The organism is Hirschia litorea, from assembly GCF_042665075.1.
Classification (GTDB): domain Bacteria; phylum Pseudomonadota; class Alphaproteobacteria; order Caulobacterales; family Hyphomonadaceae; genus Hirschia; species Hirschia litorea.
On record NZ_JBHTBR010000002.1, the window covers coordinates 684,869 to 711,346 of the forward strand.

Here is a 26,478-nt window from a genome sequence, read left to right on the forward strand (position 1 = left end):
ATATCAATAGCGACTTTTCTAACTAGAGCTCAAACTTTAAATTCAAGCAGTTGCAGATATCTGCTTGCGGAATTGACGAAATGATATCATTCGATCATTTTTTTCATCCCACAGCGTCAATGGAACACACTTAAAACTCTCAATAAAAGTAAGTCGGTTCATCTCTTTAAGTTGCGGATGATCTTTTAAGACCTTAGGCAAACGGTAAAATGGGATTTTACTCGCTGCATGATGAACATGGTGAATACCAATATACCCCGTAAGCCAACTGAAAGGCTGAGGTAGATCGTAAAAAGAACTTCCTTGAAGCGCACCGTCAGTATGGTTCCAGTTTTTGTTTCTAAACCAAAGAACATCTTCAAACTGATGCTGGACGTAAAACAGCCAAACGCCCCAAACAGCCGCAAGAAAGACTGATGGAATAAACACCGCTAATAAAGGTGCCCAACCAAGTGTTGCAACAATAAGCCACCCAAATCCTAAGATAGAAAGATTAGTTCCAATAGCACTTACCCACGGTCTCCATCCCTCTTTCATTATTCCAGATGGAATACGGTGCTCTAGAAAGAACATGTAGATAGGGCCAATTATAAAGAGCGTAATAGGGTGACGATACGCTCTATACCCGAATTTATTGAGTGGGCTAAGTGCCTGATACTCTTCTACAGTCAAAGTATCGATAGCCCCTAAACCACGACGATCCAGATTCCCTGATGCAGCGTGATGAATAGCGTGCGTGCGCCGCCAAACATCATACGGTGTCAATGTTATAATACCAACGACACGACCCACCCAATTGTTTAGGGTTGGTGACTTAAAGAATGCGTGATGTCCACAATCATGTTGGATGAGAAACATCCGAACTAAGAAAATACTCGCAGGTACACATAGCAATAATGCAAGCCAAATCATTCCCGATACAGAAGCCCAGAAGGCAGCGCTCCACATTGCCATTAAAGGCAATAAGGTAAGCAATAATTCTGCTACTGAATTCTTTAGATCAGGTTTTTGGTAGGCTGAAAGTATTTTCCGCCATGCCGGCTGTTTTGTTTCAGTCGTCATACGGTCTCTATCTCTTACAGGCCGCAGCCTTCACTCTAAACCAAGTACCAAATCATCACTCTCGAACCAACTGGCATTTGAGCGTTGATCTAGCCAGCTCCCTCATGGAGCCTTAACTTACTGTCTAATGTTATGCCAGATTCAGTCAAGTAGCTGTCGCGGAGTTTACTGCACTTTGATAAACTCCACGCTATAAAAGCGATTTAGCTATTTGTATTCCCACCCGCTCTAAGGCAAGCAAGATGCATTTTGGAAGCTAAACTCCCACGGCAAACACGCTCTTCTGGTGTATTATAGCAAGAATCATTCGGGCTTAAGTTCATGGCGACTGCCATTTGAGCCAAGAGTTCACCCGAATCTTTCCCATAGGGTACCAATTTCCCATTTGCATCCCTATTGATACTCAAACCAACGCGACGATTAATCTGCGTAACAGCTTTATCAATCTCGCATGCTGATGCAAAAAGACTCCGTTCAATTGCCGAAGATGTAATATCTCCCTCAGAAGCATCTTTTGCCAAATATACAGGCCATTGCGTGGCAACGTGAGACTTCATAGATTGTGTTAGGCTTCTTGTTGTATCCCAATCTATTTGAACTGAGTTATCCTGCCTCGCAATCATATCCAACACTCCCGCAGCGCGACGTGAGAATATGGTAGAATCATGTAAACGTGCCACTGAGCACATTCGTGCGTCATTAGTCGTCGTACAGAGCGTTTTTACATCATCTATGGAATCTTTGGCTGCTGTGTAGGTATTCCCCTCTCCTTCGTCCGTGATCACGTCGACTAGAAGAACTCTCGCCTCCATTTCTAAAAAACGACACCCAAGAGCATCTTCAGGTCGCGAGGAACCAGCAATACTGTCTGTTTTCCCAATAAAACTCTCAATTTCGGGTTTCAATTCGAGAGCTGCAACATCTCTATCTGGGGCCGCAGCCAGGCTATCTTTGATGGCCTCTAATGTTTTAAAATCATTCCCATAATTACACGTCCCACTTTGCTCAATCGTATTTGTAAAGCTTGTGTCCGATGTAGACGGCGTATCAGTTGTAGCACAACCTGTCGCAAAAATCAGAAGTGAAACAGCACTTACTTTATTCAACAGTTTGACATTCATAGTCTTCTCCCCTTGCCGCAGGGGGAATTTACAAAATTCAACCTACGGCTAATTTCAGCTACACCTCTTAGTTGACATAACTCAGCGCGTCCCCACGCAAAGCCTCGACAATGTCTTCCACACTTATTTGATCGACAGCTCCAGGACCAAATTCTAATATATGCGCTACGAAATATTTATACACGTAGAGCCATTCATCAGCATTCATCGTTGTTCGAGTATCTTCTGAACTAGAAACTGCATTTAACTTGTCGATAAATTTTCCTAATTCTTGGACATGCGCACGCTGTCCGTTTTCATCTTGAACAGTTAAAGATCGAACCAAATTTGCATTGGCAGCTTTAATAGTTGCCATTAATGCCTCTCGCAAAGTTTCACCAAACAAAACGCTTCCGGCCCTACGTCCCTCTGCCTGCAAAAGCGTACCCGCTTTTGAAAGTACGTGCTGCACAAGCGTTAGCCCAATCTCATGAGACACTCCTTCACTTGCATCGACTGAGAATAATACTCCCGGGTTACGCGCCGCCGTCATTGTCATCACAGACACAACTGAGCGCCAATCTTGTGCATTCAACAACCCTAGATCATCGCTGGATATTGCAGCCGCCGCAACGCGCGCAATCTCTTTAACTTCGGAATTAGCCGACCGTCCTGTCGCCATATGTGGATTAGAAGCAATATGCCCCGCCATTACTTTTAATAGGTCGACCGCCTGATCACGTGTAAAGATTTGAGCGAGAACATCATCGCGACCGCCACCAGATACTCCTATTTTTAATCCCTGCATTAAATCCGCAAACAAATGACTATAAATATCAGCCCATGCACCATCCCAATTTGCATCGCCCGCTTTGGCTTGAATACGAGCTGTCCCGTATTCTCCAGCGACTTGAAACGCTGCAGAAATGACTTCTGCACCAAACCCAGAATCTATATCAAATGGAGGTGGTGCCATGTTTTGCATCACCCCTGCCATGTTTTGTAAAAACTGTCGCGCTGAGTTAGTTTCTAAAGACGCCCCACGCATAAACAATTCTGGACGCGCTGATGCTGTTTTGAGTGCTGCATCATATATCTTCAACACGCCAACTTCAGACAAAGCATCAACCACGTTGAAGACATTGGGGCGAATAGACACTGCATCAGCTAACACAGTGCGAGTAATGACGCCCATAAGCTTTTCGGAACGCGCATCTCCTTTGAAGAACGCATCCGCATTATTGTTTATAGCCGTTAAAGCACCATGCGCCATTGGACCTGTAAGAACACGCGTCAGTTTTTCATGAGCAAGAAACTCTAATCCCTCACTCTGTTCTACTTCCAACTTCAAGGGTTCTATGACTCCAGTAATCATTGGACGCCATCGCTCTTCCGAAGTTATCAATTCTGGATGTTGAGAAACCGAAACTAAAGCCGAATGCACGAATGTTTTTACAAGCCGTTCACCAAAGCCTTCAGCGCCGCCTCCATCTAGTTTTATACGGTCTACCAATCCATCAAGGTTTGGAATCAAAGCATTGAGAATGTTCTCAGCTTTTCTATCAAACCCGAGTACTTCAGGTTGCGTGCCTATCACATCCAGTGCGACATCCGCCAATTCCAAACCGAAACGTGCCCAACCTGTTGGTTTTGAGTTGGATAACCACTCGCGGTGAATATATTGGATACGGGGGTCCATAGACGCATTTCGGATGATCCTGCTATCTACAGATTCTGGTATCTCGCTTCTAACCGCATCATATAGAATATCCACACACGTCGCGACCTGTTTCCTTTGGCGCGCGCACACTGGAAGCAATTCCATAGCATCGCCAGACAGCAAACTGTCCTTGGTAAACAAAGTATCAAGTTCACCACTTGGTTCACAATGATGATGCAAGTCTTTGCGCCTGTAGACAAAGTCAACAGCCATCCATTCGATTTCGTCATTGTCATGGATGGGAAAGTTATTTGTAAGTACAGAAAAGTCCTGCTGCAGCAACTGGTCTCTTCGCGCATTTCTTGCAGCTTTTCCAAGCTTAATTACGCCGGAAACTGCAGTTAAGAAAAGCGTTGGAGACAAGATCATCGTTACGTGCCTCTAACCTCTATATTTTCTGAAACTGCCTTGCGTACCAGATGGTGATTGCAAAGTATCCGCTGATAAAACCTGCTGTCTAGGTGGTGGACCTGGACGAGAAGGCATTTCTCCCAAAGTCACACCTTCGTTAGGTTGTTTCACCGGAATTGAAGGAGACTTAAATTTCAGAAAATCAACGCTAGGGCTTTCGTTCGCGGTTTCACTCTTGCTGCTACCCGTAACAGTCTCATTCACATCACGCCCGGACACTGTTAAAAACGCATCGGTCAATAAATCTAAATCAGGCTCAGCACTTGGGTTTGCTAATGATCCTTTGAAATCCCGTGGACGTCGCACTTCACCTGAAACGGTATAAGGCTTAGCCTCATTGGGTGCAACTCTAGCAGCACTCCCAGTCCCTGCATTGCGAAGTGCAAAAGATGCCATTGCGCGAAATAAGTTGAACCAGAACGTCGCGCCTAAACCTATCAATCCGGCGGTTGCGATCATTCCCAACAACCACTGAAAACCTTCAGGTGTTAGAATACGCGGAATAGCTTTGCTTTCGTATAAGCCAAACAAGTTTACTGATTCAGTAAATGTTTTGACATCACAATTGGGGCTCTCTGGCGTATCACAGTATGGGAAGAAATCACGACCAACTGGAAAGCCTGCATTTGAAAGAATCCGAAAGTCAGACGATATGGTTGAAGCCATTCCAGTGGCTGCACCATTTTGTCCTTGAGCGAATGTAGCTTCTTGCACCTTTTGGGCAATAAACCCATCCAAAGCCTCTTCAGTGCTAAATGTATTCAGCACACCATTTAATGCGCTTTGGTTGGTTGCCAAATGAGAGTAGATCGCCAGCGCGTTCACATTCCCAAGTGAAACGATGAGCAAAGCAACAATTGTCGTTAAAACCTTAGCTCGTGCTCTAAAGTATTCTGATTGCCCAGCTCCATAGCGATCAAATTCATATACAAGCCTGTTCAGCGATTGCTTTACTTGTGGTCGGCTCATTGATGACAAACGTTGACCATAATCTGTTTGCGTTAGTTGTTCTACAAACTGTAACTTGGATAGGTTCTCAAACCGACGACGAAACACATTAAGAACAGGGATATTGGCCAACCACCACCAACGCCCTTTCCCTCCATAGGCTGGGCTACGTGTCATCTGTTTCGCAAATTGTGAGGCACGTTTACTCGCGCCTCCTTCCAACCCTTGCCGCACATCAGGATATTCAGGGTCAAGCGGCATAACAACACCATCGTGGAGCGCCCGCAACATTTCCTGCAGCCCACCACCACGTAAAGCAAAGCCTTTATGAATAGCTTCCACTACCACCGACGCAATCGTCGACATCACAGCCATAATGCCCGCAAAGGCAAAAAGTGCGAGAATCCAATTCATAATCCGTCCCCTCAGATGAACATCGAAAAGTCCTCTAGAGGTTAGACTATAGCCCAGCATGTGGTTGCCACAAGAAGAATGTTAAAAAAGTACAAACCACTTGGAGAAAATTCACATACTAGAATTCGCTTATTTGATGTGTGGATACGCGTTTTAACAGAATTAACTTGCTGAATATGCACAATTATGCGGCTAGTGAAGGGAATGTTTTACCATTTGCGGCCTAAAGCCAACACAACACTACCAATTAATAGCTTTTCATTCTCTAAAGACAAATTTTCGCATAGAACATCTACTTAGCCAATTCAGCGCTGTTGAAAGATCTCATGTCTATCCAAGCTAGCTTATACCACCTTACGCACTATAAATACGACCGCCCTGTCACGCTTAGTCCGCAGGTTATTCGGTTAAGACCAGCACCACACTCTCGTACACCTGTCATTTCCCACTCACTGAAGGTGAGCCCCGGCGGCCATTTCGTAAATCATCAACAAGACCCGTACGGGAATTGGTTGGCACGTTTCGTTTTTCCCGAACCTGTTAGAGAGTTTAAAATCGAAGTTGATCTAGTTGCAGATATGAGCGTCTACAATCCATTCGACTTCTTTGTAGATGAATGTGCAGACACTTGGCCCTTTAAATATCCCAAAGACGTAAAACACGATCTAAAAATTTATACAAAGACCAAAAAACCGGGAAAACGTTTACAGTCTTTTCTGTATAAATTTCTTGAAGATGGCTCAAAGAAAAACCTTCGAACAATCGATTTCATCGTGGCACTAAACTCTGCCGTAAACAAAGAAATCAGCTATATAATTCGGATGGAACCGGGTGTTCAAACGCCAGAGGAAACGCTTGAGTTAGCCAAAGGCTCATGCCGCGATTCATCATGGTTACTTGTCCACGCATTTAGAAATCTTGGATTTGCTGCTCGTTTCGTTTCGGGTTACCTCATACAATTAACGCCTGACGTCAAATCTCTTGATGGCCCCTCCGGTACAGATTACGACTTCACTGATCTGCATGCTTGGTGTGAAGTATACCTACCGGGTGCAGGATGGGTTGGGCTAGACCCAACTTCGGGCCTCTTAACAGGGGAAAGTCATATTCCACTGGCTGCAACACCACACTATTCAAACGCAGCTCCTATAGTCGGCATGGCAAGCGATTCAAAAGTTGAATTTGAATTTGACATGAGAGTAAAACGCACTGCGGAACATCCAAGAATTACAAAACCATTTTCAGATGAGTCATGGGATAAACTTGATGCTTTAGGGCAGCGTGTTGATGAAGTCCTGAAAGCAGAAGACGTGCGTCTTACCATGGGAGGAGAACCCACTTTTGTATCCATAGATGATTTTGAATCTCCAGAATGGAATACAGATGCTGTAGGACCCACAAAAAAAGTGCTCGCAGACAGACTAATACGTCGATTGCGAGACCGGTTTGCTCCAGGTGGTTTCCTACACTATGGGCAAGGAAAATGGTATCCGGGCGAAACGCTTCCGCGTTGGACCTACTCCCTATATTGGCGCGGCGATGCCAAACCTATTTGGAAAAATGTCGATTTGATCGCTTTAGAAGATTCACACACCAATGTTGGATCAAAAGAAGCAGGTGACCTTTTAGAACTCATCGCAAGCAAACTTGATATTCAGCAAGATATGATCGCGCCTGCTTATGAAGATCCTGCTGAGTGGATATTGCGAGAAAGCGCGCTTCCTGAAAATGTCACTCCTGAGAACTCCAAGCTGAAAGATCCAGAAGAACGCGGTCGAATAGCGCGTGTATTTGAACGTGGATTAACCCAGCCCGCAGGCTACATATTACCAGTACAAAGATGGCAAGCACAAAATAGCGGAAAACGTTGGAGATCTGAAAAATGGTCTACGCGCCGCGGAAAAATCTATCTTACGCCTGGTGATAGCCCCGTAGGCTATCGTCTTCCTTTGAGCAGCTTGCCTCACCTTTCAAAGATTGATTATCCATTCACTTTTGAAGCTGACCCAACAGGCGTCAGTGGCCCACTCCCAGAATTCTCAGGTCAAGCGCCTTTTTCAAATGATGTAAACCCAAGACAGCAACCCTACACCCAGAATCGAGAAGATACTCGAATTGAGCAGGAAAAAACACAAAACGCATCAATTATTGAAACAGCTAATGTTCGGACAGCCATCGCAGTAGAACCACGCGATGGACGTCTATGTATCTTTATGCCCCCCACAGAGGTAGCAGCCGACTACCTAGAGCTTATCTCAGTAGCAGAACAGGCTGCACAGGACCTTGGAATACCGGTACATATTGAAGGCTACGGACCACCTACAGATTCGCGACTTAATGTCATTCGCGTCGCGCCTGACCCAGGGGTTATTGAGGTAAATATCCATCCCGCTTCAAATTGGGATGAATGTGTTGATATTACTACCGCCGTTTATGAAGAAGCTCGTCAGACACGTTTAGGTGCAGATAAGTTTATGACGGATGGTAAGCACACCGGAACTGGAGGTGGAAACCATGTCGTGGTCGGTGGAGCCACTCCCCTCGACAGCCCGTTTCTCCGACGTCCAGACCTTTTGCGTAGCCTCATCTTGCACTGGCAACGTCACCCTAGTCTCTCCTACCTGTTTTCAGGACTATTTATCGGCCCGACAAGCCAAGCACCGCGGATAGATGAGGCACGCCATGATAGCCTATATGAACTTGAAATCGCTCTTTCTCAAATCCCTCACCCGGGTAAAGGAGAACAGCCCCAGCCTTGGCTAGTAGATCGTTTGCTACGTAACATTCTGATAGATGTAACTGGCAACACACATCGTGCAGAGATCTGTATTGATAAGCTTTATTCTCCTGATGGCCCAACTGGCCGTTTAGGGTTGGTTGAATTTCGTGGCTTCGAAATGCCACCAGAACCACGAATGAGTTTAGCTCAACAACTGCTTATTCGTGCCTTGATAGCTCGCTTCTGGCAAACCCCTATTGATGGTAATTTAGTCCGATGGGGCACTAAATTACACGACAAGTTTATGCTCCCTGAGTACATCTGGTCCGATTTCATGAACGTCTTAGATGATTTGCGTCAGCACGGGTTTGATATGGATCCAGAATGGTTCAAAGCTCAAAGTGAATTCCGTTTCCCTTTCTGCGGTGAAACCGAAGTTGAAGGCATGAAACTTGAAATTCGCCAAGCTCTAGAACCTTGGCATGTTATGGGTGAAACCGGCGCTATCGGCGGTACGGTAAGATATACAGATAGCTCCGTTGAGCGCGTACAAGTCAAACTTACTGGTGCTGATCTATCACGCTATCAAGTGACGTGTAATAAACGCCAAGTCCCACTAAAAATAACACCTGATGGCGAGGCAGCCGTTGCTGGAGTTCGTTTCAAAGCTTGGCAGCCTCCTCTTGCACTTCATCCAGTTCGCCCCATAGATGCGCCCTTAACGTTCGATATCTATGATAAATGGACTGGACGTTCTTTGGGGGGCTGCGTTTATCACGTCGCACATCCAGGTGGACGCAGCTATGACACCTTCCCAATTAACGGAAATGAAGCTGAAGCGAGAAGATTGGCTCGTTTTCAACCATTTGGACATTCTCCAAATGAATATCACGTGGTAGGCGAGTCTCCTCATCCAGAATTCCCTATGACTCTGGATTTAAGAAGACCAGTCGGAATTTAACATTTGCCAAACTCTACTCCAAGCAATGACGAAAGACATCGCAACCTTTTAAAAAACTATAAGCTTATTAACGGCGCATTAGATGAGATGATGACGCTGAATGGAGAAGTGCGTCCTATTTGGAAAAACTTCATAACGCATCTCAGTCAACTTTCTAGCGAAGAACTCGACCGTCGTACAAAGAGAGGCAATCAATACCTCAATGACGCAGGGGTTTTTTTTCGGCAGTATGGTGATGACGGCAATCAAGAAAGAGATTGGCCCTTAAGCCACATTCCAGTCCTTATTGGCGAAAAAGAATGGCAAAAAATCTGTGATGGACTACACCAACGAGCGGATCTGTTAGAAGAAGTTTTAAAGGACATTTACGGCAATAACTCTCTTGTAAGTGAAGGAATTCTTCCAGCCCAACTAATAGCCTCTAATCCAGAGTGGCTACGTCCTTTGGTAGATTCAATTCCTACCAATGGAAACTACTTACATTTTTTAGCTTTCGAGATAGGTCGCGGGCCTGCGGGAAACTGGTGGGTATTAAGCGATAGAGCTCAAGCCCCATCTGGTGCAGGGTTCGCATTGGAGAACCGTGTGGCCACCTCTCGAGTATTTTCAGACTTTTTTGAAACAGGTAATATACAACGCCTAGCTAGCTTTTTCAGGGAGTTCAAACGTGCTCTCAAAACCTTAAATAAAACACCAGAAAACATAATCGGTATTATGACTCCGGGGCGTTTTACAGATACCTATTTTGAGCATGCTTACATAGCAAGATACCTTGGTCTAGCTCTCCTTGAGGGAGAGGACATGATCGTCCAAAATGGGAAAGTCATGGTGCGTACTATTGAAGGGCTAAAGCCAGTCGGTGTGCTATGGAGAAGATTGGACGCGTTGTTCGCCGATCCGCTTGAGCTAGAACAAAACTCTAAGCTTGGCACTGCCGGCCTAGTGGGTAGCGCAAAGAACGGCAATATAAACTTGGTAAATGCTCTAGGATCGGGCTTAATTGAAACGCGGGCTCTATTAGCGTTTATGCCACGGATCTGTAAGACAATTTTTAAAGAAGATTTAAAAATACCTAATGTGGCAACGTGGTGGTGTGGGCCTCACAAAGAGCGTGAGTATGTTCTCAAAAACGCGCAGAATATGATAATCAGCCCCGCAATGGCACCGAGTGTTCCTTTCACCTCAAAACAAAGCCAGAACCAAAATAATAGATATAATTATAGCAATCAGGCTGAACTAGAAACGTTGTTAAATTTCGACGGTGACCAACTCGTCGGTCAAGAGGCTGTTACTCTTTCGACGACACCTACCCTCAAAGATGGTTTACTGACACCCCGGCCCGTCACCCTGAGAGTATTTGCATGTCGAACTGCAAATGGTTGGAAGTTTATGCCGGGAGGTTATGCACGGATTGGTAAACACGAGAATGCATCAGCTATCGCCCTCCAAGAAGGCGGTTCAGTATCAGATGTCTGGGTGATTAGTGACGACAAAGTTGATACTCAAAGCCTTATAAAAAGGCCATCTAACATTACTAAGCCATATCAAACTGCTGCACTCCCCAGTCGTGCTGCCGATAACCTATTATGGTTGGGGCGATATGCCGAACGCGCTGAAATCATAATACGGCTTCAACGAGGGTATCATTTACGTATCGCAGAAGATGCCAACTTTGAGCGCCCGTTATTAAAACAGATAAACGCGCATATTCAGACATTTGGCGCCACATCCGCATCAGCGCCTTTCACGACTATCGTGAGTGTCGTAACGAGTGCGCTTAATTCTGCATCTCAACTGAGGGATCGCTTCTCAGATGACGGTTGGCTAGCATTAAAAAACCTCCTGAATGAAACGAATGATTTAAGTAAATCCCCACCATTCATCGGGGACGACACTGCACGTTCAATGAATCTTCTGCTACAAAAACTCACTTCATTCTCCGGGTTGGTCCACGAGAATATGTACAGATATTCTGGATGGCGTTTCTTAAGCATCGGACGCTCATTAGAACGCGCGTATGAAACATCATCTTTGCTTTCAAAGTTTGCTGTACCAGATGCACCTTTAGGATCACTCGAGTTTGCATTAGAAATTGCGGATAGTGCGATGAGCCATAGACGTCTTTATAATTTGGACACACAACTTTCATCCGTAATTGAACTCGTCGCTTTAGATGAACTAAGCCCACGATCAATCTTATATCATCTTTCAAATATTCAGCAGCAAGTTAGTTTTCTGCCTCAACACAACCAAAAGGATGAAGTCCAAAAAACTTCTAGCATCCTATCGCAAGCGTACAATGATTTAAAATCCCACCCTGATGGCACTGTAAGTCCAAAAACTCTTATGGATCTAAGATCGAAGCTTGGAGAGTTCTCCATGCTCTTGGCGCGACAATATTTCAATTAGGGTATCGCTATGCAGTATGAAATCGCAATGACAATAACTTATAATTACGATCACCCTGCTGTTGGCGGAAGACATGTGCTCCACCTCACACCAAGACAAATCGACCAAATTCAAGAAGTCGAGCAATCTATTGTGAAAGTATCCCCCCAACCAGACGAATGGGAAAAACATTCCGACTTCTTTGAAAACACTCAAATAGACATCGCATTTAATCAGCCACATAAAACAATTTCGTTTAATGTCGTCTCAAAAATTACACGTTTTCCTATTGAGCCCCCCACCGACACCAGTCCACCACTTACTGATATGAAGGCAGAAATAAAAAATATTCGAACGTTAGGAGCGGACTCTCCGCACCACTTTATAGGCCCGTCACCTCGTATAAAGGCTACACACGCGGTTCAAGATTATGCCAGTCAGCTTACTGCCAATTCGCAAAGCACATTTGAAGCAGTGAAAACAATTAATCATGCGCTTTATAAAGATCTAAAATTTGACCCGTCCGCGACGAACGTCGACACTCCATATGAATTGGCTTTCAAAAACCGTCACGGTGTCTGCCAAGACTTTTCGCATATTATGATTGCCTGTTTACGCAGCTTAAACATACCTGCCGCCTATGTCAGTGGATATCTCCGCACGAATCCACCAGAGGGACAAGATCGATTAGAGGGCGCAGACGCAATGCACGCTTGGGTCAGAGTATGGCTAGGATCGCGAATGGGGTGGCTAGAATTTGACCCGACTAATAATCTTATCGTTAGCGAAGATCATATAGTCATAGGATATGGAAGAGACTATTCTGAAATCTCACCTATCAAAGGGGTGTTAAGGTCTGAAGGGTCCCAATTTAGTACCCAATCAGTCGATGTAAGGCCAGTTTCAGTTAAGTAATTATAAGAACTTGAAAATAGCTGAAATAAAACCTGATTTCTCGCTTACATTCAATTGAATCATTTCATGAAATCAACTGTTATATTGACTCCTACACGAGTAAGCATATGTTGCGCCGTGATAGAGAGGCTGCTGACGCGCAGCGCTTGCGGCATTCAAGCGCCGCTTCAACAACCCAGTTTGGATTCTGACCCAATACGACAATCCGGTCTAGGTAACAGAACAAACTTAGTAAAAGGTCGGGCATCGAAAAGATGCAACCGAACAAGAACGTATATATGACATTCGATGATCTAGACTTGGACCCACGCTTGTTAAGCGCCGTGAAAGACGCTGGCTACACTGAACCAACTCCTATTCAAGCCCAAGCAATCCCTGCTGTAATCCAAGGACGCGATGTTACTGGTATCGCGCAGACAGGTACTGGCAAAACTGCTGCATTCGTCCTCCCAATGATCCATAAGCTAGGCCAAGGTCGTGCTAAAGCAAGAATGCCACGCACTCTAATCCTAGAACCAACGCGTGAACTGGCGGCACAAGTAGCAGAAAATTTTGAAAAATATGGCGTCAACCACAAACTCAACATGGCGCTGCTTATTGGTGGCGTTTCATTTGCCGATCAAGATAAAAAGATTACCGCCGGTGCAGACGTTCTAATAGCAACCCCAGGCCGTCTAATGGATCATTTTGAGCGCGGTCGTTTGCTGATGACCGGCGTTCAAATGCTTGTTATTGATGAAGCTGACCGGATGTTGGATATGGGGTTCATTCCAGACATCGAAAAGATCTGCAAATTACTCCCAACGAACAGACAGACCTTATTGTTCTCGGCAACTATGCCCCCTGAAATTGCGAAGTTAACCAAACAATTTCAAAATGACCCGAAACAAATAGAGGTTGCTCGTCCCGCTCAAACCGCAGAACTTATTACACAATATATGACCTCATCCCCATCGGATAAGGACGAAGTTAAGCGCGGGATTCTTCGCGCCATTATTGGAAACTGTGATGTTAAGAATGGCATCGTATTCTGCAATCGTAAAACAGAAGTCGATATTGTAGCCAAGTCTTTAAACAAGCACGGATTTGATGCAGCTCCTATACATGGTGACTTACCTCAATCCTATCGCATGGAAACACTCGACAAATTCAGAAATGGTGACCTTAAACTGCTAGTGGCATCAGATGTAGCAGCACGCGGACTTGATGTTCCCGATGTTAGTCATGTTTTTAACTACGCTCCCCCCCCAAATTCTGATGACTACGTTCACCGCATCGGCCGAACTGGTCGCGCTGGTCGTACTGGGGAAAGTTACACTATTGTCTCCCCTAGAGACAGTAAGTTGTGGGATGCCGTACTAAAGCGCATCGGCAAAGATATTGAACAATTTTCCAGTGAAGCAATCGTTGCGGCTATCGCAGATGTCTCTGCAAGACCTGAACGAAAGCCCAATAAGAAAAACGAAAATCGGAATTCAAAACGAAAAGGCCGCCACGGTCGCACCAAAGATAGAGCTCAATCCGACGAACAAATTGCAAATAACGATGCCGTCGAGGCTCCGACTATTCAAAAAACTGAACACCAAGTTGAAAAACCAAAGCAAGAAAAGAAGAAACGTTCTAACAAACGTGGAAACGATGATTTAGGGCCTTCTTTCAAAGGTATGGGAGAACACGTCCCCGCCTTCTTGCTGCGTCCTGTTGATACAACGCCAACAAGCTAAGGTATTTAGCTCTGCTGAAGCAAATATTAGCAAGCATTGCAACTATTCTCGTGTCCGGTTAACCAATATTTACATTTGTATTTCATCATGTCCGAGTCGACGTATGGAAGAATAAAGATGGGGCGCGAGAAATAATGTATGAGCAACTTAAAGGCCCAAGTGGCATAAAAACTGGTCATGCTGCTGTTGATAAGATTAGCGAACATAAGCTTTGCGCAACGCCTCAGAATTACGAAGTTTGGCTTAATTACATCGCAGGCTGGGCTCCTGACCTGACGCGCGAATTAGATATCGCCATTTCAAAGGGCCTCCCCTTAACGGACGCGTCTTTAGAGAAGATTCACAATAAATACTTTGCAGCAACTCAATTATCTTCCCAAGTCATGGAAACTGGGACAAAGATTGCAAAAGAAATAGCGGATGCCGTAGAGGCACTCAAAAGTGCAAGTATTACTACGGAACAATACGGCGCCACGCTGGATAATGCTGCCAAAAGTCTTAGCAATTCTGACATCACTGGAGATGCATTAAGCAGAATCGTCTCCGTTCTAGCTTCTTCTACAGAAGAAATGTCTAACTTAAATCAAAACCTGAACCATCAATTAGTTAGCTCCACCAAAGAAATTGAAACATTACGCTCATCCCTTCAAGCAGCACGAGCTGAAGCACTGACGGATGGATTGACTGGCGTGGCAAATCGGAAGCAATTTGATGAAGTCCTCAGAAGACGTACGCAAGAGTGTTTAGAAGATGGCACAGAGCTTTGCCTTATAATTTGTGACATCGATTTTTTCAAAAAATTCAACGATACTTGGGGACACCAAACTGGCGACCAAGTTATCCGCTTTGTTGCCAACTCCTTAGCCCAAAAAGCTGTGAATGACGCCGTTGTCGCAAGGTATGGTGGTGAAGAATTTGCGATTATTATGCCGCGTACAAATCTTGATACCGCCCAAGAATTTGCCGAAAGTGTACGTAAGACGATTGAATCTAAAAAACTTATACGTAGATCTACGGGTGAACCATTAGGTCAAGTTACAGTATCTTTTGGTATAGCTTGCTATCGCTCTGGTGAGTCAGTCTCCAACCTAATAGAGCGATCCGATAGCTGCCTTTACCATTCTAAACAGACTGGAAGAAACAAAATCACTTTAGAGAGCGATCCTAGCTTAGCTTAGAATTTAAGATAGCGTAGCCCTGCCTCTAACTCTTTCACGCCCGACAAAATACCATTGAATATATTAATTCCGCAGTATTCACTGCGAATACTGGTTGAAGAATAGCTCATTTTGCCTTTAATTAAAAAAAAGGCCGACGCATTAGAACGTCGGCTTAGTCAAAGAACAGTCTTCCCAAGGATCTTTAGAGGGACTTAAAAGCCCCTTGAGGAGATAAATACACATTACTCTTGGTTAGCTGAATTAACGTTGACGTAAGGGTTCAGATTGAGTTCATGTTGTGCATGCTCATTTGAAAACACATAAAAATCAGATACTTATATTAATTCTATACTGATTTTATATTTAATTTCATTGAAATTTCTTCAATTTCACAAAGTAAATTTAAACCTTACTACCCCATTCTTTTGATTAATATCAAAGTGTGGAAAACCAATCATGACTCGACCCAGATATTCGGCACCACTGAGAGTTTCCGTCGTTTGTGGCGATCATGGCCGCGCACAGTATATTTGCAATGCACTAAAACGTGCTCAACTTGATGCACGCGTCGGTGAGTTCACGGAACCTTGTGACGTTTTCCTGTTTGATTTATCAACTTGCCGCCCTGCTCTTGTAACCGAGATTAGTCGATACGCAAAAGAATGTAGTGCCTCCCCGCCATTAATAGCTACCCTGGGTGCCGTTGGTTCTTTAATTGAGCCCATCCAAAATGTTGATGTGAGGCTCAGCTCGGATTCTGCAATTTCATTGGCAAATGCCCGTTTTCATTTTGCACGTCGTACAGCAGCACGACGGGCAGAAGTAAAATTACGCAAGGAAAGCTATGAAAGGTTTGGTTTCACACACTCACCTAACGATACACAATGCAAAAGTAATATCCTATATGTTGGAGAAGCGTGTGGTCGTTTCTTAGCACTAAAAGGACATTTAGAAAGTCAGGAATTCAACATCAGTGCTGCATTCAGTACGCATACTGCTTTTGATTTCCTTCACGATCACTCTTTTTCAGCTATTCTACTTGATACTTCAGCCGATCGTATCAATCCCGATAATTTTTGCGCAATGGTTCGCAGAAGCTCCAACCTTGTCGACATACCCATTCTAGCTTTAGCTGACGAAAAACAAGAGTTTGGACCGGACATTCTCGATTGCGTAACTGATCTTATTGATACTAACTCAACATTAGACAATGTTTCCGATCAACTTACTGAATTGATACAAAACCGTGGACCGTCCACTAAAGATTTTGCGGCTCCGAACAAAGAAATTACAGACGCAGCGACCGGTTTATTCACTCGTGCATTTTTTGAAAATCATTTGGAGCACCAAATAGAGTGGTCTCTAAATTATAATCAGGCGCTCACATTATTGATTATAAAAGTGGAAGCTTTCCCCGGTAAAGACGTGGATCCAAGAGATTTGTCCATAACAGCTCGCGTTGTAAAAAACTTACTACGCGTTCAAGATGCTCCAACTCGCTTAGACTGGTCTACACTCGCTGTATCAATGCCTGGAGCCGACGAAATAAGCGCAAAAAATGCAGCCAGACGACTAGAAGGCGTACTTGACGCTACAGCTTTCGAAGGTGAACTTGGCCAACCAGCAAGGCAAATCCGTATCAACTGGCATATTTCAGAGCTAAATCCTGATCAATCGCCAGAGCAATTATTGTCTTCAGCACTGAAAAATACACCTAAAAGCGGATATGCAGCGGCTTAACGCAATCAACTATCATCTTTTGCTGCTGCTGCTAATTCTTTTAGGACGCCTTTTACAGCCTTCAGCCTGTAATCAGCTGTTGGCCAGCCGCCCGTAATTACAAGTTTCATATCTGGTCTCAATTTCATTTGACTTGGGCGTGTGTGGACCCAAGCAATCAATTGAGCAGGATCAAGAGGCGGTTTATCACGGAATGTAAACACAGCCCCTTTAGGGCCAGATGTTAACTTGGAAATACCAAGATCCTTACACATATTTTTGACGGCTGTGACTTCAAGCAATTGCTTTGTCTCATCAGGAAGCGGGCCGAACCGATCAATCAATTCTGCCGCAAAGCTTTCACGCTCTTCTTCTGTATGAAGGTCTGATAGACGCCTATATAGCGCTAATCGCTCCGTAAGGTCACCAACGTAATAATCTGGAATCAAAACTGCTGCCCCAAGATCAATGACGGGCGACCAGTCATCTGTTGGCTCTACTTCGCCTGTTTTTAGGGCTTTAACAGCATCTTCTAGCATTTGTTGGTATAGCTCAACACCAACTTCACGTACGTGCCCAGACTGAGCATCACCCAATAGATTACCACCACCACGCATATCAAGGTCATGACTGGCAAGAAGAAACCCTGCCCCTAAACTATCTAGTGATTGTAGTACTTTTAGGCGTTTCTCAGCTGTTTCAGAAAGCACCATATCTTTTTTGGTTGTCATGTATGCATACGCACGCAATTTGGAACGCCCAACACGGCCACGTAGCTGATAAAGTTGAGCAAGTCCAAAGCGATCGGCTCGGTGCACGATCATTGTATTAGCGCGCGGAATATCCAGTCCTGATTCTACAATCGTCGTCGCAAGCAATACATCAGCTTTACCATCATAAAAATCATTCATGATGTCTTCCAACTGCCCCGAAGCCATTTGACCATGTGCCGAAAGGAAAGACACTTCAGGAACTTGCTCGCGAAGGAAACGCTCTAAGAAAGGCAAATCCGATACGCGAGGCGCAATGAAATAGGATTGTCCTCCTCTATAGCGTTCCCGCAGTAACGCTTCTCGAACAGTCACCGGATCAAACTCAACAGTGTAGGTACGCACAGAAAGACGGTCGATTGGCGGTGTGGCTATAATGGATAGGTCACGGATGCCAGTAAGTGCCAGTTGAAGTGTGCGTGGAATAGGCGTTGCTGATAGAGTTAGGACGTGAATGTCCGATTTAAGCTCTTTCATCCGCTCTTTATGTTTTACTCCAAACCTTTGCTCTTCATCTACAACCAACAAGCCTAACCGCTTGAAATGTACTTGTTTTGATAAAACGGCATGCGTCCCGACAACAACGTCGGCGTCTCCATTGGCAAGCATTTCTCGCGTAGTCGCCTGCTCTTTAACGGATACAAATCGTGACAATTGACGCACTTTAATAGGCCATCCTTCAAACCGCTCTTTAAATGTTCGAAAGTGTTGGCGCGCCAGAAGCGTTGTTGGCGCAACAATAGCAACTTGCATTCCGCTCATAGCAGCGACAAAAGCTGTTCGTAGTGCGACCTCAGTTTTACCAAACCCAACATCACCACAAATTAGTCGATCCATTGGTTTTCCAGACGAGAGGTCTGAAATACAATCTTCTATGGCATTAAGCTGATCGTCAGTTTCTTCATATGGAAAGCGAGCACAGAACTCATCAAACAACCCGTCTGCTTCAGCTAGTTTATCTGCTTTACGCATTTCTCTTTCTGCAGCGATACGGATAAGATCACCCGCCATTTCCATAATGTTTTTCTTGGCTTTTGCTTTACGGCTTTGCCACCCTGCACCGCCAAGCTTATCCATCGCGCCTTCACCAGAGTCTGCACCATAGCGGCTGATAAGCTCTATATTTTCAACGGGTAGTAATATGCGGTCTCCGCCAGCGTATACCAGCGCAAGGCAATCATGGGGCGCTTCTCCAACATCAACCGTGCGTAAACCCTCATACCGCCCTACGCCGTGATCAATGTGGACTATCATATCACCAGGAGACATAGATGCTGCTTCAGCTATGTAACTCGCAGTTTTACGCTTACGTTTACGCGGTCGTGCTAGCTTGTCTCCCAGCATGTCCTGCTCTGCTATGACTGCGAGGTCACTAAAGGTAAATCCCGCTTCCATAGAGGTTTCGGTGATGATTGGTACATTTGCAGCCTTTGCAGCTGACCAGTCTTCAGCAGTTCTTACATTTGTTAAGCCATGATCAGATAGAACAGTTTTTAAGCGATCAGCAGACCCCGCAGACCAAGCTGCGAATACGACTTTGCGTTTGGCTTCAATATGCTCTTTTGCCAGAGCAACCGCCGCATCAAATACATTGGTGTCTGGGTTCGAACGCTCTACAGAAAAATCTCTTCCTGCTTGCGCTCCGACAAAAACAACATCTTTCTTGTCCGGGCTTTGAGAGGGGTGAAACCTTACGACAGCCCCTGCTGCGCGCGTTAGTTCAAAATCTTCTTTCGTTAGATACAAAGCTTGCGGCGGCAAGACTTTAGCTGCCATTTCATCTCCACCAGCAGCATGCACGCGCGTGTCATAATAGTCTTTTGCTTGTGCAATTCGGTCCAAACCAACAGCTTCGGCTTGGTTGTCAAAGCCAAGCAATGCATCTGCACCTGCATACTCAAGTAGCGTTTCGAGTTTTTCGTGGAATAGTGGCAACCATTGCTCGACACCTTGACGGCGAATTTTAGCGCGTGCTGCTTCATAATTGGGGTCACCACCGGGAGGACCAAAGGATTCCAAATATTTCACGCGAAAGCGCGCTAACGCCTCATCTGTGAAGAAAATCTCACTCACTGGAGCAAAGGCTATTTGCCTAAGATCGGCCGTAGATCGCTGTGTTTCAGCATCGAAAGAACGTAGAGACTCAAGATTATCTCCGAAAAAATCTAAACGTACAGGCTCTGGGCGGTCTGGAGGGTAAATATCTACAATACCCCCTCGTATGGCATATTCGCCTGGCTCACGTACTATATCGGCGCGTGTATAGCCATTAATGGTGAGGTAATCTTGCAGGGCTGACTGATCGACATCTGCGCCTACTCCTGCAGCGAAACTTGCCTGCGCCATTTGTGTGACGGGTGCTATACGCTGCACGAGTGCATGCGCCGTGGTTACCACGAGGATCTTCTCTGCTGGATCTCTGTGTGCCAAACGCGCAAGTGCTGAACATCGCATGGCCGATATGTGCGCTGTAGGACTTACTCGATCATAGGGAAGACAGTCCCATGCTGGAAAATTGATCTGGGAAATGAGGGGCTGAAAAAATTTTGCAATCGAAAGCACTTGAAGCGCTTGGCGTTCATCTCTTGCAACATAAACACCGACACCACCGCGTTTGTTTATTGCCTCTACAAATACACGCACGTCTGCACCGAAAGGTGCTTCATATGCGTCGATAGGCTTTTTAAGCCCTGCAATAGTATCCCAGACTTTCATAGTATTTTTCGTCTTTTCCAGAAACCGCTTAGAGCAGTCCTTTTGCTTTCATGTGGGCTGGCAGATCAAAGGCTTTGAGCATTTCCATTACCGGACCTTTAAATGCATCTGGTTCAGTTTCTCTTCCAATGATCCAACCATACACATCTTGGTCGGGTGAATCTAAGAGCCGTTCAAACTCTTCTAAACCAGCGTCATCCATTTTCTCTAAATTAACTTCAGCAAACTCACCCATCATCATGTCCATTTCTTTGAACCCTCTGTGGGTGGCCCGAAAAAAGAGTTTGCGTCTTCGCGCGTCCATTATGATCGTCTCCTATTTTCAATTGAAGACACATAGGACTGTTTGAGGTAATTGTCAGGTCGTGCAATGCTCAATACCGTGAATTAATTATGAGACCTGATATCCTCTTCCCATTTTTCAAGGACTTAAAAAGCCTATCTGGCATTGGTCCTAAAACTGCCCCGCTGCTGCAAAAGCTAGTGGGCGGCGATAAAGTATTGGATTTATTACTACATTTACCAACGCACTGGATTGACCGGAGCGTCCGTCCGTCTTTCTTTGATACTATAGTTGGTGAAATTGCGACGGTACGCGGAACAGTTGATTCTGTTTTTGCAGGACACGGAAATGGACCGACTCGTGTTCGATTAATTGATGACACGGGTTTTTTGACGTTGGTGTTCTTCCGTGCACAACCTTCATGGTTGCAAAAACAGTTCCCGCTGAATCAGGAAATGATCGTCTCGGGGCTTATCGAAGACTTTAACAATCAACGCCAAATGGTGCATCCAGACCATGTGTGTAACCCCGCAAAAGGCGAAAAGCCTCCCAAAGTGGAACCCGTATATGGTTTAACTGCTGGTGTTTCATCTCGTATGCTTCAAAAAGCGATTGCAGGCGCACTCTCTGAACTTGAAACCTTACCAGAGTGGATCAATTCAGAACTATTACTGAAACGAAAGTGGCCAAGCTTCAATGAAGCATTGAAGCAACTTCATCAGCCAGATATCTTGGACGAGGAAGCTTTTGCGCTAGCACGAGAACGCCTTGCGTATGATGAAGCCCTTGCACGTGAAATAGCTATGATGCACGTGCGCATAGAGCGCTTAAAAGTGCCCTCTTCGCCTATTCCCAAACAACCACATGCTACCAACAACCTCTTGGATGCGCTTAAATTTTCACCGACACGCGCCCAGCTAAAGGCATTTAATGACATTCAAGCAGATATTGGCCGCAAAATGCCAATGCGCCGAATGCTGCAAGGTGATGTAGGGTCAGGTAAAACGCTTGTTGCCGCACTCGCGGTCGCACAAACTGCTGCTGCTGGAAAATTCACTGCATTCATGTCTCCAACTGAAGTTTTAGCCCGACAACAAGCTGAAGCTCTTGAAGCGTTTTTGGCACCTATTGGGTATAGATGTGAGGCTTTAACGGGTCGTGACAGTAAAAAGCGCCGCAACGAGGTTATGGAAGGCGTCGCGAATGGCAAAATACATTGCTTATCTGGGACACAATCTCTTTACCAAACCGGTGTTGAATTTCCTGACCTCGGGTTGGTTATCATCGATGAACAACACCGTTTTGGAGTTGCAGACCGCTTAAAACTTACGAATAAGGGAATAGCACCCCACCTCTTAATGATGAGCGCTACACCCATACCCAGAACATTGGCGTCCGCAATTAATGGGGACTTAGACACCTCTATATTGGATGAAAAACCTGCTGGCAGAAAACCAGTCACGACACGAGTGGCCTCTGAGGAACGTATAGAAGAAGTGATGGCAGCTGTTTCTCGCGCATCTGAGCGAGGAGAACGTGCATTTTGGGTATGTCCTGCGGTAGATGCAGAAGGCGCAGAAGACTCAGCTGCAACAGTTCGCAAAGCGATTTTAGACGATGTTGTGAAACGTCCTGTCGCATTGGTACATGGTAAAATGCCACCCGCTGAAAAAGACGCGGCGTTAGATGCTTTTCGCAAAGGTGATGCAAGTGTGCTCGTTGCTACTACAGTGGTGGAAGTTGGAGTGGACGTACCCGAAGCAACAATCATGGTTATTGAACGCGCTGAAGGGTTTGGTCTCGCCCAACTTCATCAATTGCGTGGCCGTGTAGGACGTGGCGACAAACCCTCATCCTGTCTCCTTTTATATAAGCCACCTCTAACACAAAGTGGCCAAGCACGCTTAAATGTACTGCGAGAAACAGACGACGGTTTTGCAATTGCGGAAGCAGATTTCAAACTACGCGGCCCTGGCGATTTATTAGGCCTTCAACAATCAGGTCTGCCGCGCTTTAGAGTGCTGGACCTGACACAACATGCAGACCTATTCGCAATTGCACGTGAAGATTCTCGCGCACGACTTAGTAAAGACGCTCCACCAAGCTCTCAACAAAGCGCAGAATCTACGCTTTTACTGACGGAACTATTTAAGACGAATATCGTAACAGAAACCTAGTCTATTTTTTCTTCTGTTTTCGGTGTTGGTGCAGGAGTATTTTCCACTGATGTAACATCATCCGTTTCAGGAAGTTTCAATTTTTCATTCCCTGCAATGGATGATACAGTTGGTTGGTTAGGGCCAATCTTTCCAACCTCAGGTACAACAAGACCTGCTGAAATAATCAATTTTGCACCATCTTCAACCGACATATCCAAACTGACTAGATCTTCTCGTTTCACGTATATTAGAAACCCTGAAGTGGGGTTAGGAGTCGTAGGAACAAACACCCCAACCATTCCCGGCATTTTTGTCGCCATATCCCCACGTACAGATGCAGTGATAAAACCAACTGCCCAAGCACCTTCGCGTGGATATTCAAGCATGACAACCTCTTTGAAATTATCAGTTTGGCTCGCGGCGAGAGTCTCAAAGATTTGTTTGATGGCTGTATAAATGTTTCGAACAAGCGGAACACGCCCAATCAATCCTTCACCCGCCCCAACCAACGAGCGACCAATCAAATTAGCCGTGACGATACCGATTAAAAGCACACTAACGACAACAACGATTACACCAAGTCCGGGCAATGCAAATTGTGTATACGTTTCAGGGTTCCATTGATTTGGAATAAGAGGTTTCACCTTATCATCAATAAAGGTGATTACCCCCCAAATAAGCCCCACGGTAATTGCGATAGGCGCAGTTACAACAATCCCAGTAAAGAAACGAGACCGTAGCCAAGCCAAAGGACCAGCTTTATGTTTAGGCTTTACATGAAACAGATGTTCTTCTTGTTTCGTTTTCGACTTTTTGGCCATGTCTACGCGCTTTACCCTGCTCGTTGAAGAAATTGTGATACGTATGGAATCGCACTTCTTTGTATATAGGGATTACTTCTGTGCGATACAAAGCAATTGTATAAAGCTTTAGAACAATAGAAATGCAGCGGAATTAAAGCAAAATCAGGTGATAAGCTGTTTTGGACGCCCATTTTCTAAATTTTAATCCAACAGACTGTAGTGCGCTACATAATTGCGCAATAATCTAGCATCGCATATTGGTGCGAATGACAAAACGTATTTATAGAAACCGCATAGCGCTATGCGTTTAACACCGATTAAAAGAGGATTTCTCCCTTGGTTCACGAACAACAACCTGAGCAAAAGTCTGGTTCTCCAAATTCGTCTCAACCAAGCTATGCGCGTCATCTCAACCCGAGATTTCCATATCTAGCCGTCGGTGCTCTTATACTCGCTATTGTTGGAGTTTTTAGTACGATTTGGTATCTTTCAGGTGCACCGCAAAGGTATATGGACGCTATTACGCCTACTTCATCATATACACTTCCAAAAAGCGACATTCCTGATTATCTGGATACCTCTTCTTGGGCGATTATTCCTACTCAAAAGCCTGAAGGCGCGTGGGAAACACCATGGGGCGTAGATGTGTTTTTTGTACATTCCACTACATCTAATTCTGCTGCGCGCTGGAACATTCCAATAGATAGCGTCGATGCACGCTTAAAATTAAAAGCTGACATACTGCCAAATTATGCCGCGCCTTTCGCGGCGTCCGCACCCGTATATGCTCCCTACTATAGACAGGCGACACTATTTGCCGAGCTTCATGCATCAAGCAATTCTGAAAAGGCACTGACACTTGCTTACGGCGATGTGGAAGCTGCATTCAAAACTTATATGAGCGAACATAACCAAGGCAGAGCCATAATAATCGCTGGCGTTGGACAAGGTGGATTACATGCGCAACGCCTAATTAAAGATCACTTTCAAACTGAAGACATGAAACGCCTTTTTGTTGCTGGCTACCTGATTGAAACACCGACAACAAAAGATTTTGCCTCAGAAAATGTGTCAGGGTTTGAGCCTTGTCATACAGATGAGCAGATCCATTGTATCGCATCATGGAACACAATCTATGAAAACGATGGCGCTCGTACTCAAAATATACTTTCACGTACCCTTGAGTGGACAGATGACAATGCGATCGTATCATCTCCCAGCAAGGAATTGTTGTGTTTCAACCCTAGCATGGGTGGCTCGAGTTCGGAGCTGGTTGCACCCAAGCTTCATCGTGGGTCAGCAAATACATCAAATCTTGCAGATGGCCAAGCACCCACAATTATAGAGGCAGCAATAGCAAGCCAGTGTGTGGGTGGCTTTCTAGTTGTCAGCAAGCCCTCTGAGAAGTCTCTTCGAATGCCAGAAAACCAAGCAGCCAAGTCTATGACGCCTGCTTATAATTTGTTTTATTCTGATGTTGTGTTTGATGCTGCAAAACGCGCACGCATAGCGAGCGCTTGGCTTGATAAGAATGCACCAAAACCTGCTCCACCATTACCCCCAATAGAAACTATAGAAATTGCACCAATTCAAAAAATAGAAAAAATTCTCGACACCCCCTAAATATAGCCCAAAGGGTCTTTAGGTTTTTAACCTTAGAGTTACGCACTTCAAAGCTTGATCTCATCCTTGCTGGCAATGGACTATAATATGAAGAAACTGCCTCTTTCCGTGTTTATTATCGCTAGAGATGAAGCTGATAGAATCGCACCTGTTGTTCGCTCTGTGCGAGATTGGGTACATGAAGTGATCGTCATTGACAGTGGCAGCACTGACGAAACTGTCAAAGTGGCAGAGCAAGAAGGCGCACGGGTTGTGTATAATGCTTGGTCTGGCTATGGACCGCAAAAGGTTTTCGGTGAAACGCTATGCTCTCAAAAATGGCTTCTTAATATTGATGCTGATGAGGAAGTAAGTGAAGCATTGCGCAGTGAAATTGAAGCGCTTTTTGAGAATGGTTCAGAGCCCCAACTTGCAGGCTATCAAATTCCAATCCTTATTTGCTTTCCATTCGACAAAGGACCACGCCCTTTTGCACCCTCGAATGATCCTGTGCGCCTCTACAATAAGGAAAAAGCCGGATTTAAATCAGAACTGGTTCACGATTCAGTTGTTTTAAATCAGGGTGAAAGCAGCGGTAAGTTAAAGTATCACATTAATCATAGATGTTTCAGGTCCCACCATCATGCTATTGAGAAAATCAATCGCTACAGCAGTATGCAAGCTGAAGATATGCTTGCAAAAGGGCGCCGCCCCTCCACTCTGCGGATGATAACAGAACCGGTAACCGCATTTTTAAAGTCGATGCTGTTGAGGCGTTACATCCTATTTGGAGTCAACGGGTTTACCGAAAGCGTTATATACGCATTCGCACGTTATATTCGTCTCGCAAAAGCTAGAGAGGCTTGGGCAAAGCAGGATGCTTTGAAAAATGACAAATAGGCCCG

At 45.1% G+C, this 26,478-nt stretch carries 16 protein-coding genes; 9 read left to right on the forward strand and 7 right to left on the reverse strand.

Translation table 11 applies throughout. The features are described from left to right. Positions 1-42: 42 nt before the first annotated feature. The 4 genes from ACFQS8_RS03250 to ACFQS8_RS03265 all read right to left on the reverse strand — a co-directional run bounded on the left by ACFQS8_RS03250 (position 43) and on the right by ACFQS8_RS03265 (position 5,655). Positions 43-1,062: a fatty acid desaturase gene (locus ACFQS8_RS03250; RefSeq protein ID WP_382165660.1), complete on the reverse strand. Its 1,020-nt coding sequence runs from the start codon at positions 1,060-1,062 to the stop codon at positions 43-45. Between the two features lie 203 nt (positions 1,063-1,265). Continuing rightward, the gene (locus ACFQS8_RS03255; RefSeq protein WP_382165661.1) at positions 1,266-2,183 is read right to left on the reverse strand and encodes a hypothetical protein; all 918 of its coding nucleotides are present in this window, start codon (positions 2,181-2,183) and stop codon (positions 1,266-1,268) included. 67 nt (positions 2,184-2,250) lie between these two features. Then, entirely contained in the window at positions 2,251-4,251 is a 2,001-nt protein-coding gene (locus ACFQS8_RS03260; RefSeq protein ID WP_382165663.1) for a hypothetical protein, read from the reverse strand. Between the two features lie 12 nt (positions 4,252-4,263). Beyond that, positions 4,264-5,655 carry a hypothetical protein gene (locus ACFQS8_RS03265; protein ID WP_382165665.1) on the reverse strand — a complete coding sequence of 464 codons (1,392 nt, stop codon included), beginning with the start codon at positions 5,653-5,655 and terminating at the stop codon, positions 4,264-4,266. A gap of 326 nt (positions 5,656-5,981) precedes the next feature. Here ACFQS8_RS03265 and ACFQS8_RS03270 point away from each other — a divergent pair, with 326 nt between their 5' ends. The 6 genes from ACFQS8_RS03270 to ACFQS8_RS03295 all read left to right on the forward strand — a co-directional run bounded on the left by ACFQS8_RS03270 (position 5,982) and on the right by ACFQS8_RS03295 (position 17,262). Further along, on the forward strand, positions 5,982-9,335 hold the full coding sequence (locus ACFQS8_RS03270; protein ID WP_382165667.1) for a transglutaminase family protein: 3,354 nt from the start codon (positions 5,982-5,984) through the stop codon (positions 9,333-9,335). A gap of 3 nt (positions 9,336-9,338) precedes the next feature. Further along, positions 9,339-11,744, forward strand: a complete 2,406-nt coding sequence (locus tag ACFQS8_RS03275) for a circularly permuted type 2 ATP-grasp protein (RefSeq protein WP_382165668.1) — start codon at positions 9,339-9,341, stop codon at positions 11,742-11,744. A gap of 9 nt (positions 11,745-11,753) precedes the next feature. Beyond that, on the forward strand, positions 11,754-12,638 hold the full coding sequence (locus ACFQS8_RS03280) for a transglutaminase family protein (RefSeq protein ID WP_382165670.1): 885 nt from the start codon (positions 11,754-11,756) through the stop codon (positions 12,636-12,638). A gap of 278 nt (positions 12,639-12,916) precedes the next feature. Then, entirely contained in the window at positions 12,917-14,362 is a 1,446-nt protein-coding gene (locus tag ACFQS8_RS03285) for a DEAD/DEAH box helicase (protein ID WP_382165672.1), read from the forward strand. 134 nt (positions 14,363-14,496) lie between these two features. Beyond that, entirely contained in the window at positions 14,497-15,540 is a 1,044-nt protein-coding gene (locus ACFQS8_RS03290; RefSeq protein ID WP_382165674.1) for a GGDEF domain-containing protein, read from the forward strand. A 438-nt stretch (positions 15,541-15,978) separates the two neighbouring features. Further along, complete coding sequence (locus ACFQS8_RS03295) at positions 15,979-17,262, forward strand: diguanylate cyclase domain-containing protein (RefSeq protein ID WP_382165676.1); 1,284 nt, start codon at positions 15,979-15,981, stop codon at positions 17,260-17,262. Positions 17,263-17,267: 5 nt separating this feature from the next. On the opposite strand, the gene mfd is transcribed toward ACFQS8_RS03295, so the two are convergent. After that, positions 17,268-20,726, reverse strand: a complete 3,459-nt coding sequence (gene mfd, locus ACFQS8_RS03300; RefSeq protein WP_382165678.1) for a transcription-repair coupling factor — start codon at positions 20,724-20,726, stop codon at positions 17,268-17,270. 28 nt (positions 20,727-20,754) lie between these two features. Then, positions 20,755-21,030, reverse strand: coding sequence for an FAD assembly factor SdhE (locus ACFQS8_RS03305; RefSeq protein ID WP_382165680.1), 276 nt, complete (start codon positions 21,028-21,030; stop codon positions 20,755-20,757). An 89-nt stretch (positions 21,031-21,119) separates the two neighbouring features. Between ACFQS8_RS03305 and recG the strand changes: the two genes are divergently transcribed. Next, positions 21,120-23,186: an ATP-dependent DNA helicase RecG gene (recG, locus tag ACFQS8_RS03310; RefSeq protein ID WP_382165682.1), complete on the forward strand. Its 2,067-nt coding sequence runs from the start codon at positions 21,120-21,122 to the stop codon at positions 23,184-23,186. On the opposite strand, the gene ACFQS8_RS03315 is transcribed toward recG, so the two are convergent. After that, a complete protein-coding gene (locus tag ACFQS8_RS03315) occupies positions 23,183-23,989 on the reverse strand; it encodes a DUF502 domain-containing protein (RefSeq protein ID WP_382165685.1) in 807 nt (268 codons plus the stop codon). The genes recG and ACFQS8_RS03315 overlap by 4 nt on opposite strands. A 318-nt stretch (positions 23,990-24,307) precedes the next feature. On the opposite strand from ACFQS8_RS03315, the gene ACFQS8_RS03320 reads away from it, so the two are divergent. Beyond that, the gene (locus ACFQS8_RS03320; protein ID WP_382165687.1) at positions 24,308-25,594 is read left to right on the forward strand and encodes a DUF3089 domain-containing protein; all 1,287 of its coding nucleotides are present in this window, start codon (positions 24,308-24,310) and stop codon (positions 25,592-25,594) included. An 87-nt stretch (positions 25,595-25,681) separates the two neighbouring features. Continuing rightward, on the forward strand, positions 25,682-26,473 hold the full coding sequence (locus tag ACFQS8_RS03325; protein WP_382165689.1) for a glycosyltransferase family 2 protein: 792 nt from the start codon (positions 25,682-25,684) through the stop codon (positions 26,471-26,473). The last annotated feature ends 5 nt before the right edge of the window (positions 26,474-26,478 follow it).

Excerpts from the sequence above, each read along its gene's own strand:
- ACFQS8_RS03250 (WP_382165660.1), bottom strand. The coding sequence starts at position 1,062 with ATGACGACTGAAACAAAACAGCCGGCATGGCGGAAAATACTTTCAGCC.
- ACFQS8_RS03255 (WP_382165661.1), bottom strand. The coding sequence starts at position 2,183 with ATGAATGTCAAACTGTTGAATAAAGTAAGTGCTGTTTCACTTCTGATT.
- ACFQS8_RS03260 (WP_382165663.1), bottom strand. The coding sequence starts at position 4,251 with ATGATCTTGTCTCCAACGCTTTTCTTAACTGCAGTTTCCGGCGTAATT.
- ACFQS8_RS03265 (WP_382165665.1), bottom strand. The coding sequence starts at position 5,655 with ATGAATTGGATTCTCGCACTTTTTGCCTTTGCGGGCATTATGGCTGTG.
- ACFQS8_RS03270 (WP_382165667.1), top strand. The coding sequence starts at position 5,982 with ATGTCTATCCAAGCTAGCTTATACCACCTTACGCACTATAAATACGAC.
- ACFQS8_RS03280 (WP_382165670.1), top strand. The coding sequence starts at position 11,754 with ATGCAGTATGAAATCGCAATGACAATAACTTATAATTACGATCACCCT.
- ACFQS8_RS03285 (WP_382165672.1), top strand. The coding sequence starts at position 12,917 with ATGACATTCGATGATCTAGACTTGGACCCACGCTTGTTAAGCGCCGTG.
- ACFQS8_RS03290 (WP_382165674.1), top strand. The coding sequence starts at position 14,497 with ATGTATGAGCAACTTAAAGGCCCAAGTGGCATAAAAACTGGTCATGCT.
- ACFQS8_RS03295 (WP_382165676.1), top strand. The coding sequence starts at position 15,979 with ATGACTCGACCCAGATATTCGGCACCACTGAGAGTTTCCGTCGTTTGT.
- mfd (WP_382165678.1), bottom strand. The coding sequence starts at position 20,726 with ATGAAAGTCTGGGATACTATTGCAGGGCTTAAAAAGCCTATCGACGCA.
- ACFQS8_RS03305 (WP_382165680.1), bottom strand. The coding sequence starts at position 21,030 with ATGGACGCGCGAAGACGCAAACTCTTTTTTCGGGCCACCCACAGAGGG.
- recG (WP_382165682.1), top strand. The coding sequence starts at position 21,120 with ATGAGACCTGATATCCTCTTCCCATTTTTCAAGGACTTAAAAAGCCTA.
- ACFQS8_RS03315 (WP_382165685.1), bottom strand. The coding sequence starts at position 23,989 with ATGGCCAAAAAGTCGAAAACGAAACAAGAAGAACATCTGTTTCATGTA.
- ACFQS8_RS03325 (WP_382165689.1), top strand. The coding sequence starts at position 25,682 with ATGAAGAAACTGCCTCTTTCCGTGTTTATTATCGCTAGAGATGAAGCT.